The organism is Marinobacter sp. OP 3.4 (assembly GCF_036224885.1).
Classification (GTDB): domain Bacteria; phylum Pseudomonadota; class Gammaproteobacteria; order Pseudomonadales; family Oleiphilaceae; genus Marinobacter.
This window is the reverse complement of the sequence record NZ_JAVVLT010000119.1, coordinates 1-12057: the sequence shown is the minus strand read 5'-3', so window position 1 is coordinate 12057 and position 12057 is coordinate 1. Positions and strand designations below refer to the sequence as shown.

The window sequence follows — 12057 nt, the reverse complement described above, 5'->3', positions numbered from 1 at the left end:
AGGGAGATTCCGAGATGACAGGAATGAAAGGAACAAAAGGCGCACTGACCGCCGTCCGGGGACTGGTCCTGGTGACCTGCGCGCTGATGCTGGTGGCCTGTGCCGGCGGCCCGTCAGGGTCCTCAGGGGGCCCCATTCCCACCGCACCGCTGACCAACACCTACTGGAAGCTGATGTCCCTGAAGGGCACCGAGGTGAATATCCCCAAGGGCGAGCAGGGCGAACCCCACATGATTTTCCGGGATGACGGCAAGGTGAACGGCTTCAGCGGCTGCAACCGGTTTGTCGGTGAGTACACCGTCAGCGGCGCCAACCTGCTGTTCGATGCCATGGCCAGCACCAAGATGGCCTGCACCGGGGACAATCATGAAGCGGCGCTGTATGAGGTTTTCTCACAGACCGCCGGGGTCTTCCTGGAGGGTAAGGTGCTGAAGCTGCTGAACGAGAAGGGCCACGAACTCGCCCGTTTCGAGGCGGTGGCCCTGCCCTGATTGCCATCGGATCGTGGGAGCCGGTCCCGGCTTCCCACGGACCCTTGCCGCGTTACGGTACCGGCGTGTAGTTCTGGGTGGAATACTCATCCGTAGCCGGCTTGCTGATGGTGCCCACCTCCAGCATGTAATCCACGAAGGACTGGGCGTAGTCCAGGAAGGTATCCTCGGCGCGGCCGTCCTCTGAAACCGTCCCGAAGGTCACATAGCCATCGCGGCCTTCCGCCGTGAAGCTGTTGCTGACGACTTTCAGTTGGGTGTCGTCCTCCAGGGGCATCCAGGCGCCCTCATTGCGCACCCGGTACTGGATGTCGTACAGCCGGTCACCGGCGGCTCGGCTCATGTCCACGTACCAGCGCAGGCCAGCGGCATAGGGGTAGGCCCCGGTGGAATCACTGTGGGCGTAGTCCACCGCCTCGTTGAGTACCGCCCGGATCTCCGCGCCGGTCATGTCCAGATTGGTCAGGGTGTTACCAAAGGGCAGCAGGGTGTAGGCATCACCGATGGTGATGTCGCCGGCAAAAATGTCGGTCCGTACACCACCACCGTTCTGGATGGACACGTCCGCTTCCTTGCTCATGTAGAGGAAGGCCTGGGCCACCACGTTGGCGATGTCACTGCCGCGATTCGGGTCCTCACCATCACAGGTGCTGTCACCATAGGCCTCGCCGGGAATCCGGGCCAGGCACAGGTCTTCCGTGGCGGTGCCGATCACTTCATTGGCAAATTCCTCGAGCTGGTCGGTATAGGTCTGCAGGGCGGCCTCGACGGTGGCATCCGGTGCGGTCAGGCTGAGTTGCGTATCGGCGTCGATGGCGGCCAGTACGGCGTCACGGTCGGCGCCGGTCAGTTCGACGTCATCGTCGCCCTGTTCCCGTGTGATGGGTTCATCCAGCAGCAGGTGGGGGACCCCCTCGCAGCCCTGGACGACGCCAGCTTCATTCCACTCCACGTTCAGCTCGCCCACTACCTGGGAATACTGCCAGGCCTGGGCCACGCAGACCTGGTCACCGTCGGCATTGGTGGCCATGGTGGGGTAGGGACCGGAGCTTTCCAGGCCGTAGGCGGAGAAATCACCCAGCAGGGAGTGGGAGTCGCCACCGATGATCACGTCCACGCCGTTGAGGCTGGCGGCCAGCTCCAGGTCATTCTGGTACTGGTAGTGGGTCAGCAGGATGATCTTGTTGACGCCGTCTTCCGCCAGTTCGTCGATCATGGCCTGGGCGGTTTCCTGTTCATCCAGGAACTCGGTGGTGGCCAGCGGGCTGGAGCTGTTGCGGGTCTTGTTGGCAATGTCGATACCGATGATACCGACCCGGGCGCCGTCGATTTCCCGCACGATGTAGGGTTGGATGTAGTCATCCTGGGCCGACGGGGCCAGGGGAGTGCCCACCTCCGGCTTGACGTTGGCGGCCAGCACCGGGGTGTCGCAGTTGCCCCTGGCCAGTTCGTCCAGGAACAGCTTGAGGCCGGCGTCGCCACGGTCGAACTCGTGATTGCCCAGGGCGAAGGCGTCGAAGCACACCAGGTTCATCAGCTCGGCGTCCGCCACGCCTTCGAAGCTGGAGAAATAGAGGGTGCCGGTGATGGCATCGCCGGCGTGCAGTTTCAGCACGTTCTCCAGGGCAGATTCACGCTCGGCGATCTTGGCGGCCACCCGGGGAAAGCCACCCAGGGCGAAGGTGGTCTCGGCCCCGCCGATGTCCAGGGTCTGTTCAGAGGCTTCAAGATTGGAGTGGTGGTCGTTGATATGGAGGATGTTCAGGGTCAGCGGCGCGTCGGAAGAGGTCTCATCGTCGTCCGAATCACTGTCGTTGCAGGCCACCAGGGCTAGCGAGGACATCAGGATCGTCAGGATTAGTGCGGGTCTGGTGTTCACAATCATACTCCTTTGATGGTGTTGGCAGGGCCTCCTGGAGTCCCCTGGATGGCGGGCATCCGGAAGCGTCCAGGCTGGCCCCGTACTGTCAGGCCTGGCGGATCGCCGCCAGAATGGTTCTCAGGTCCTTGCCGTTCACACGGCCATCGCCGTTGAGATCAAGGCGCTCGTGCTTGCCGAAAAGCCCCGCCAGGAGGAACCGCACCAGGTCACGGCCATCCACCCGGCCGTCGCCGTTGAGGTCCGCAGGCAGGTCGTCGGAACCTTCGGCAAGCTCCAGCACCACAATGACCGGGTCATGGTCCGAGGCCCGCCAGGGGGCGGTGGAGTACCAGTCCGCCTGCTGCTGTGGAGACTTGAACTCGGTGTTGTAGTCCAGGGCCCGGGGCTCATCGGCGTTGATGGTCCAGATGGCGGTGTCCAGCACCTTGTCGAGCAGTTCCGGGGAGGCCAGGGCATGGTCCAGGTAGCCGGCCTCGCCGAAGTACACGTAGGAGTAGGCATCGTCACCCTCGAAGCGGTTGACCAGGTCGGTGTAGCCACGGTCGGTGAGGGTGGTGATGGGGTCTTCCAGGGCGTAGCTGTTGAGGTCGCCGAGGATCAGGCGGTCCTGCTCGCCGGTACCGGTGGGGTCGGTGTCCAGCCAGCTCGCCAGCGCACTGGCGGCCTGCACCCGGGTCGGGTTCCAGCAGCCCTGGCCATCGCCCTGGTCGGCGTCGGCACCACTGGCCTCGCCGCAGCCCTTGGACTTGAAGTGGTTCACCACCAGGGTGACCCCGTCATCGCTGCCCACCGGACGGAAGGTCTGGACCAGGGGCTGGCGGTTAAGGTCCTGGAACGGAGCGGAGGCCAGTACGGCGGCATCGCCCACCGTCTCCGCACGGTCCGTGCGATAGACGAAGCCGACGGCGATCTCGTCACTACCAAGCTGCGACAGACCCGGATCAACGGCCTGCCATCCGCTGCCCAGGGCGTCGGCCAGCTCGCGGATGGCGCTCTCGTCACCGTAGCCGTCGTTCTCGATTTCCATCAGGCCTACCACATCGGCGTTGGTGGCGCGGATGGCGGACACCAGCTTGGCGGTCTGGCGTTGCAGTTCCTCGGCGGTGTCGGCGCCGCGAGCGGTGGGAAAGCCGCCGCCCATGCCATCGCCGTTGAAGAAATTGAGCACGTTGAAGGAGGTCACCACCAGGTTGCCATTGGCCGCCAGCTCCGGGCTGTCCTGGCGCGGGTTGGCCGCGACGAATTCCGGTGACTGCAGCGGCTGGAGGCGCCAGGCGTCAAAGCGGAACTCCAGCACGCCCACCAGGCTGTCCACCTTGTCGCCACCTCGCACGGTATTGGTCGCGCTGAGGGCCGGGGACGGGTAGGGCACCACCGCGGGGTTCTGGCGGTTGCTGCCGTCGTCCAGGATCAGGCGGTCCCGTTCATTGGCCTGCTGGATGGCCTGGGCATCGTTGCCGGGGCTGGCCACGTTGGTGGGAATGAAGTGGCGGGTGCTGCCCAGGGTGAGGCTGCCATAGCGGCCCAGGTCGTAGGTGTCGTTCACCACCAGCGGGCGGTCCGTTGTCACCCGCATGGACTCGAAGGCTTCCGGATCATCCAGGGAGGCCCAGGGCAGGCTGATGGTGGCTGGGGCCGGCAAGTCACCGGGGCCGCAGTCTGCGATGCCGGTGATGCTGCCCAGTTCGGTCAGGCCGTTGTACTCGGTGACTGTGCCGGCAATGCGGACGGTCTGGCCGGCTTCGACAGTGGTATCGGTATCCGGGGCATAGATAAACAGGCCCTCGGAGGTGGTCGCCAGACTGTCGCGGTCAACCGCCTCTTCCTCCACATGGAATCCGCCGAAGCCGTCGTCGCCGTTGAACACGCCGGTCACCACGGCCTCGATCTGCACCGACTCGCCGTTCAGGGGGGAGGTGTCCCCGTCACCCTGGATGGTGGATACCAGCGTGGCCGGCTCGCCACAGGTGAGGGTGGGGGTGCCCGGCTGGTCGGGATCGTCCGGATCGGCGGGGTCGCCACCATTCATGCCCAGGTCGGAGAAGTCGTCCAGGGGGAAGGCGTCGAAATGGAGTGCGGGCTCATAGGCGTCGTAGGGATCGTTGTCCGGCGTCAGGTCCCGTCGCCGCAGGTCGGTGTTCTGGGTGCGAACGTCGTCGCCCCAGTAGCTGCCGGGGTCGACGCCCACCTGGCCGATGCTGTCCACCACCAGGCCGCCGTTGAGGAGGGTGACCGCATCGTCGCCGTTGAACAGGCCGGCGCCGGTGGTCTGGTCCGCCACGGCCAGTATTGCTTCATCCGCCTGGCTGCTGGCCACCACGAAGTGACCGCCGGGTGCGATGGTGCCGTTGAGGTTCAGGGTCAGGCCCGCGTTGTTGTTGCCGTTGAAGTAGACCTGGATTTCCCAGGCGGCCAGGTCCACCGGTTCCGCCGAGGTGTTGAGCAGTTCCAGGGCCTTGTTGTTGCCGGAGCCTTCCAGGTATTCGCTGAACAGCAGGCTGGCATGGGCGGGTGACGTACACAGGGCAGCCACCGAGGCCGCCATGAGGGTGCGCTTGAAGGTCATGAATCCGTCCCTGATCGTGATGGGTTGTGAGCGGCCTGAGGGAGGCCTGACGATCAGGGTGCAACCAGACTATGACGGTGACATGAGAGATTTATGAACGGTTTACGACGGAAATGCTACCACCTGGCCTTGTCCCACATCTCCGGGTTGGCCCAGTACCTGGGGTTGTTCCAGGTGCGCTTGTGGTTGTAGGTGTCGATGTTATAGGTGTAGAGGGTGTGGCCATCGTCGCCATCGGTACTGCCCTGGCGCACGAAGCCCAGGCCGATGAAGTCGTTGAAGGACCAGTCACTGCGATGGCTGACCAGGACGGCGATCTGGTGGTTGCCCAGGTTGCGTAACTGCCCGAGCAGGATCCGGCCGGTGGCCAGGGGCAGGTCCTCCAGGGTGTCGGCGACAATGGCCAGGTCATGGGGCTGTGCGCTGGCGCCGGTGAGTTCCCCGTCACCAGGCTCAAGCGGTTCCACGGCAACCCCGGAGTGGGCGGACCGCCAGTCATCCGCGGCCTGCCGGGCGGCCTCTCCGGCCACCAGCAGGGACGTCGGCTGGCAATCCTCAATCACGGACGTGAACAGGGCCCGGGCGTTCATGGCGGCTCCTCGTTGTTGACAGGGTCCACCATGATACGCCCTTGGACCGCCGTTGGTCTGCTACCCGGGTGTTCTCTACCCCCATTACTCCCAGGAAGTGGCGCCGATGCGGTGGATGCTCACGTCGGCACCGTTGAACTCCTCTTCCTCGCCCAGGCGCAGGCCGGCCAACTGGCGCACCAGGCCATAGATCACCAGGCCGCCGACAAAGGCGATTACCATGCCCGCCAGGGAGCCGATCAGTTGCGACATCAGGCTGACACCGCCAAGACCGCCCAGGGAGGTCTGGCCGAAGATGCCGGCGGCGATGCCGCCCCAGAGGCCGCAGACCCCGTGCAGGGGCCAGACGCCGAGCACGTCGTCCAGTCGCTCGATGCGGTTCTGGGCCCATTCAAACAGGAACACGAAGATGGCGCCGGCAATACCACCGGTGATCAGCGCGCCGATGGGATGCATCAGGTCGGAGCCGGCGCAGACCGCCACCAGCCCGGCCAAGGGACCGTTGTGGATAAAGCCCGGGTCCTTTCGGCCCACCACCATGGCGACCACAGTGCCACCCACCATGGCCATCAGGCTGTTCACCGCCACCAGGCCGCTGATACCGTCCAGGGTCTGGGCGGACATGACGTTGAAGCCAAACCAGCCCACGGTGAGGATCCAGGCGCCGAGGGCCAGGAACGGAATGTTGGAGGGCGCGAACGCCACCACCTTGCCCTGGCGGTAGCGACCGTTACGGGCGCCCAGCAACAGCACCGCGGCCAGGGCGATCCAGCCGCCGACGCCATGCACCACCACGGAACCCGCGAAATCATGGAAGGAAGCGCCAAAGCGGCTTTCCAGCCAGGCCTGGAAACCGTGGTTGCCATTCCACACGATGCCCTCGAAGAACGGGTAGAGGAAGGCGACCACCAGCCCGGAAGCGATCAGCATGGGGTAGAAGCGTGCCCGTTCGGCGATGCCGCCGGAGACAATGGCGGGTATGGCGGCGGCGAAAGTGAGCAGGAAGAAGAATTTGACCAGTTCGTAGCCCTGATCCTGGGTGAGGATCGTAGCATTACTGAAAAAGTGATTGCCGTAGGCGATATAGTAGCCGATGAAGAAGTAGGCAATGGCGGAAATGCCGAAGTCGGTCATGATCTTGACCAGCGCGTTGACCTGGTTCTTGTGACGCACGGTGCCCACTTCCAGGAAGGCGAAGCCGGCGTGCATGGCCAGTACCATGACGGCACCGATCAGCAGGAAGAGTGTGTTCGCACTGTCGGTCAGGGTATGAATGGCTGAAGGAATATCCACGGACAGGAGTGCTCCCGGTTAATGACTTTCATGAGCCGGATGGTTCACGCTGGTGCACATCTCCGGCTCGCCGTGGTCCGGATTCAGCAATAATCGATCCACAATAGTGCGTACGCTTTAATATTGGGCGCTTAAATGAATTCGGTTGGTGCGTTGTCTCTTTAACAATCGGGTTTCTGGACTGATTCTGCACAAATAAAGTGCAGTTAATTCAGTAATGCACAGCTATGGAGCCTGAAGGTATCGAAATGGAAGGAGATGGGATGTGACCAGTGTCAGCGTATCGGGATTGCGCAAGACCTATGACGCCGGTACCGGGCCGGTGACGGTGTTTACCGGCCTGTCACTGGAGCTGCCGCCCGGTGAATCCCTGGCCCTGACCGGTCCGTCCGGGTCGGGCAAGAGCACGTTGATGAATATCCTGTGCGGGCTGGAAAGCATCGACGCTGGCGACGTGCAGGTGCTGGGGAAGTCGGCGACCGCCCTGTCCACGGACCAGTGGGCGGAGCTGCGCCGTCGCCGGATCGGCGTGGTGTTCCAGGACAGCAACCTGATGCCCGCCATGACCCTGGCGGAAAACATACGGCTGAGGGCGGACCTGGCCGGTCGGTCGTTCGGACCGGTTAACGACTGGCTGGAGCGCCTCGGCCTGGCCGGGCTGGGGGACCGCTATCCGGATCAGGTGTCCGGCGGCCAGCGCCAGCGGGCGGCCCTGGCAATGGTGTTTGCCATGGGCCCCGACCTGGTGCTGGCGGACGAGCCCACCGGCAGCCTGGACCGGCATACGGCCACGCAGGTGTCTGATGCGCTGTTCCACTGGCAGCGGCAACAGGGGTGTGGGCTTATCCTCGCCAGCCATGACCTGGCCCTGGCGGGGCGATGCGACCACCGGCTTGATCTGGCGGCAGAGGGCCGGCCGTGATCTTCCGGGCCGTACTCAGCCACTACCGGCGTCATCCCTTACAGTTGCTGGCGCTTTGGTTGATCCTGACCCTGGCCACCGCCCTCTGGTCCGGTGTCTGGACCCTCACCGGACAGGCCCGGGACAGCATGCAGGCCGGCGAGGCGCAGTTGTCCGGCGGCCAGCAACTGGCGCCGGAGGATGGCTCCCCGGTCACCGTGGACGACTTCGTCAGCCTGCGGCGCCAGGGCCTGTGTGTGATTCCCTGGCTGGAGGTGGCTCCGACCGATGCCCGGGGGCGAGTGGTGGGGATCGATCCCCTGGCCATGGCCTGTGCGGAGGGTGATGCCCCCGGCGCGGGCATGGCTTTGGATGGCGAGCCCTTTGTGGACATCGCCGAAGCCGCCCGGCTGGCGGAATCGGGCCGATCGGCACGCCTGCGCCTGTATCTGATGGACGGGGAGCAGCCGTTACCCGCCGGCTGGCATCGGCCACCGGACCCGTCCCGACTCAGCACCGGCGAGCTGGCCGACAGCTTCCTGCTGAACCTGGATGCCCTGGGTATCCTGGTGGTGCTGGTGTCCGCGCTGCTGATTCGCAGTGTCTATACCCTGGGGCTGGCCCAGCGGCGGGAGAGCCTGGTGCTGCTGGAACGCTATGGCATCACCCGCCGACGACTGCGGCGCTGCCTGTTGGCGGAACTGGTGATCCTGGCCGGTCTTGGCCTGGTACCCGGTTACCTGCTGGGACTCCGGCTGGCGGATGGGCTGTCCGGTGGCTTCGGTGCGGCCATGGACAATCTCTTCGAAACCACCCTGCTGACCACCGGCGAATCCACCACCGGATTCCTGGTGACCCTGGCGGTGGTCCTGCTGGTGGTGCTCTGGTGCGGACTGGACCTGCTGAGGGGCGGCCCGGCCCAGGGGCGCCCCCGGTTCCATCCGGGGCTGGCCACCGCCTGCCTGCTGGTGGGGCTGGTCCTGCTGCTGGTGGCGGGGTCCCTGGTCACCGTCTTCCTGGGCACCGGGCTAATGCTGGCCGGGGCCGGTCTGCTGACGCCACTGCTGGTGGTCCGTTACCTGACGCCATCGCCCTGGGCGCCACCGCTGACCCTCTGGAGACGGCGGGAGCTCGGCGTGCTGTCCGGTCGTCTGGCGCTGCCGATGGTGGCCCTGCAACTGGCGGCGGGCACGGTGATCGCCGTCCACGCCCTGGTGTCCACCTTTGAGGACACCTTCCACGACTGGCTTGGCCAGCGCCTGGCCGGAGACCTGTTTGTGGAAGTGCCGGACGACCGTTCGCTGGCACCGGTAGCATCGCTGCTGGAGAGTGATCCCGCCGTGGCCCATTGGCATCCGGTCATCCGTGGCACGGCGACCATCGGCGTTGGTTCGGGGGAGCAGGGCGTGGACCTGATGGCCACGGACACCCGCTCAGGCCTGATCCGGCGCTGGTCGCTGCTGGAGTCCGTGGCGGACCCCTGGCAGGCGGTCGGCGAGGGCCAGGTGCTGGTCAACGAGCAACTGGCCCGGCGGCAGGGCCTGGCGCCCGGGGATCAACTGATGGTGGGGTTTGGCGAAGGGCAGCGCAGCATCCGGGTGGCCGGAATCTACGCGGATTATGGCCGACCGGCGGGGGAAATCCTGATGGACCGGCGTTACCTGCCCGAGCGGTTCGTACCGGATTTCCGCTCCCTGACCATTGCCCTGGCAGACATGGGCAATGGCTCGGGCACGGCCCTGGTCTCCGCCCTGGCGTCCGCCTGGCAGGTCGACGACCTGTCGGTCAGGGACAACGACACCATCCACCGCCTCGCCAACCGGGTATTCGACCAGACCTTTGCCCTGACCCGGTCCATCAGTTACCTGACCCTGGTGCTGGCGGGCCTGGCCCTGCTGATGACCGGCTGGGTGGTGCTGCGGTCCCGGGCCTGGTACTACCACCTGCTGTCCGCCTGGGGGCTGACAGCCCGGGAGCGGCGGCGTGTGGTGATGACGCTGGCCGCGGAATTCATGGCACTGATCTGGGCGGCGGCACTACCGGTGGGCATCACCCTGACCTGGGTGCTGGTCAGCCGCATCAACCCGGTGGCCTTTGGCTGGTCCCTGCCCATGGCCATCTACCCCGGTTACTGGCTGGAGTTGCTGGGTCTGTTTGCCCTGGCCGCCGTCACCGTGGGCTGGCTGGCCAGTATCGGTCACGACGGCAAGCCGGGAACCATGCCTGTGCAGGCGGGAGGGCAGGAACGATGAACTGGACCGCGCTGTTCCTGGCCTGGCTGGCCGGCCTGAGCCTGATCCTTTCCGGTTGTGGGGAGTCTCCGGACACCGAAGGGTTTGCCGGGCTGGCGGAGACCCCGCCGGCTTCCTCGTTCGCGCAGCCGTCCCCCTCGGACGGGATTGAGCTGCCCGATGACTGGGGTCCCCACCCGGACCATCGTATCGAGTGGTGGTACCTGACCGCCAACCTGCGCACCGAGGGCGGCGACCCCCTGGGACTGCAGTGGACCCAATTCCGGCAGGGGCTGGTGGCCCCCGACCAGGCCGGGGGATCGCCGCCGGCCTCCCGCTGGCCATTGCAGGCTGCCTGGATGGCCCATGGCGCGGTGTCCTTCCGGGGGCAGCACTGGTTCTCGGAGCGTTTTGCCCGGGGAGGCATCGGCCAGGCCGGGGCCCAGGCCGAGCCCCTGCGGGTATGGCTGGACCACTGGCAACTGGAAGCGACCGGCTCCAACCAGTGGCGACTTGAGGCCTCCGGTGATGGCTGGTCCTATCGCCTGACACTGGTCCCCGGCGAGCGGGTGATCCGCCACGGTGACCAGGGCTTCAGCGTCAAGAGTGATAGTGGCTTTGGTTCCATGTACTTCAGTCTGGTCGATATTGGCATCACCGGGACGGTCAAGGTGGATGGCACCGAGTACCGGGTTGCGGGCACGGGCTGGCTCGACCGGGAGTGGAGCAGCCAGTTCCTGCGGTCCGACCAGCAGGGCTGGGACTGGTTTGCCCTGCGGCTGGACAATGGTGGCCGGCTGATGGCGTTCCGGGTGGGACGTGGCGGGGAGGCGTTCCGGTCCGGTACCTGGGTTGCCGCCGACGGTAGTGTTCATGCCCTGTCCGGCGACCAGGTAGAGATGGTCCCGCTCACCAGCCGGGAAACCGATCATGGCCAGGTCCCGGCGGCCTGGCGAATCCGGGTGCCCGCCCATGGCGTGGACATAACGGTACGGGCACCGGAGGGAGAGTACTGGAATCGGGGACTCTACCCTTACTGGGAAAGCCCGGTAACGGTAACCGGCAGTCACAGGGGCGAAGGGTACATGGAGCTGACCGGGTACGCCCGGCCATAACCCTGTTTATGGTCTACCTTTTTAGTGCGGCTGATTCGTCGGTGATCGCGTTTGTCACCTATAGTTAGAAGAGTGACTTCCTGAACTTTCTGGCCGAGGCAGTAACGACCATGACTTTCCTGAACCGACTCAAGATCCGTTCCCGCCTGCTGCTGGCGGTACTGGTGCCGGTTATCCTGACCGGTGCCACCATCGCCTGGCTGACCGCCGCCCAACTGCAGGCCAGTGGCGAGGCGGAATTACAGCGACTGGAGCACACGCTCACCGAGGCCCGCAAGCAAGGCTTGCGCGATGTGACTGAAACCGCCCTGTCGGTGGTGAACGAGGTGAGGGACAACCCGGACCTGACCGAGGAGGAGGCGAAGCAGGAAGCCCGCAGCCGCATCCGGTCCATCGAATTCGGCAACAACAACTACGTGTTCGCCTGGCGCCGGGACATGTTCAACCTGGCCTACCGTCCCAACCCGGACATTGAAGGCCTTACCGAGAACCCGGATGTCCGGGAACTGATCGACGAGCTGTTCGAGGCGGCGGCGAATGACGGCTTCTATGCCTACGACTGGCCGAACCCCGCGGCGGATGGCGCCGTGGAGCCCAAGCTGTCCTACGCCACCCTGATCGAGGACTGGGACTGGATGATCGGCGCCGGGGTCTACATCACCGATATCAACGAGGTCCTGGCCGGGGCGAGGGCCGATATTGAGGAGAATATCCACCAGGCCCTGGTCTTCATCCTGCTGGCCACGGTGGTGGTCATCGTGCTGGCGGCCATCCTGGGGGCGTTCGTGGGTCGCACCGTGACCCGACCGCTGGCAGGGGTCAGTGAGATGATGCGAGACATTGCCGAAGGGGAGGGTGATCTCACCCACCGGCTACCGGAGGATGGTAACGATGAGCTGTCGGAACTCGGCCGGCGTTTCAATACTTTCATCAGCAAGATCCACAACACCATCCGCGAAGTGGATGACACCACGAACCAGGTGGCCTC

The 12057-nt window shown here is 65.2% G+C and carries 9 protein-coding genes; 5 read left to right on the top strand and 4 right to left on the bottom strand.

From position 1 onward, the window contains the following. The first annotated feature begins 23 nt into the window (after positions 1 to 23). The gene (locus RO069_RS20655) at positions 24 to 491 is read left to right on the top strand and encodes an META domain-containing protein (RefSeq protein ID WP_328190025.1); all 468 of its coding nucleotides are present in this window, start codon (positions 24 to 26) and stop codon (positions 489 to 491) included. Between the two features lie 52 nt (positions 492 to 543). Here the strand turns inward: RO069_RS20655 and nadN are convergent, their stop codons facing one another. From nadN to RO069_RS20635, 4 genes are all read right to left on the bottom strand, one after another. Next, positions 544 to 2370 carry an NAD nucleotidase gene (gene nadN / locus RO069_RS20650; protein ID WP_328190023.1) on the bottom strand — a complete coding sequence of 609 codons (1827 nt, stop codon included), beginning with the start codon at positions 2368 to 2370 and terminating at the stop codon, positions 544 to 546. An 88-nt stretch (positions 2371 to 2458) separates the two neighbouring features. Further along, positions 2459 to 4939 (bottom strand): ExeM/NucH family extracellular endonuclease, encoded by a 2481-nt coding sequence (locus RO069_RS20645; RefSeq protein WP_328190021.1) that lies wholly within the window; start codon positions 4937 to 4939, stop codon positions 2459 to 2461. Between the two features lie 116 nt (positions 4940 to 5055). After that, positions 5056 to 5529, bottom strand: coding sequence for a DUF6231 family protein (locus tag RO069_RS20640; protein ID WP_328190019.1), 474 nt, complete (start codon positions 5527 to 5529; stop codon positions 5056 to 5058). A gap of 84 nt (positions 5530 to 5613) precedes the next feature. Next, the gene (locus tag RO069_RS20635) at positions 5614 to 6822 is read right to left on the bottom strand and encodes an ammonium transporter (protein WP_328190017.1); all 1209 of its coding nucleotides are present in this window, start codon (positions 6820 to 6822) and stop codon (positions 5614 to 5616) included. Between the two features lie 265 nt (positions 6823 to 7087). Between RO069_RS20635 and RO069_RS20630 the strand changes: the two genes are divergently transcribed. From RO069_RS20630 to RO069_RS20615, 4 genes are all read left to right on the top strand, one after another. Beyond that, positions 7088 to 7744 (top strand): ABC transporter ATP-binding protein, encoded by a 657-nt coding sequence (locus RO069_RS20630; protein ID WP_328190015.1) that lies wholly within the window; start codon positions 7088 to 7090, stop codon positions 7742 to 7744. Next, complete coding sequence (locus RO069_RS20625) at positions 7741 to 9975, top strand: ABC transporter permease (RefSeq protein WP_328190013.1); 2235 nt, start codon at positions 7741 to 7743, stop codon at positions 9973 to 9975. The genes RO069_RS20630 and RO069_RS20625 overlap by 4 nt, the downstream gene beginning before the upstream one ends. Continuing rightward, on the top strand, positions 9972 to 11069 hold the full coding sequence (locus tag RO069_RS20620; protein WP_328190012.1) for a lipocalin-like domain-containing protein: 1098 nt from the start codon (positions 9972 to 9974) through the stop codon (positions 11067 to 11069). Before RO069_RS20625 ends, RO069_RS20620 begins: the two co-directional genes overlap by 4 nt. A 110-nt stretch (positions 11070 to 11179) precedes the next feature. After that, positions 11180 to 12057 (top strand): cache domain-containing protein (locus tag RO069_RS20615; protein WP_328190010.1); only part of this gene is annotated, 878 nt, incomplete at its 3' end.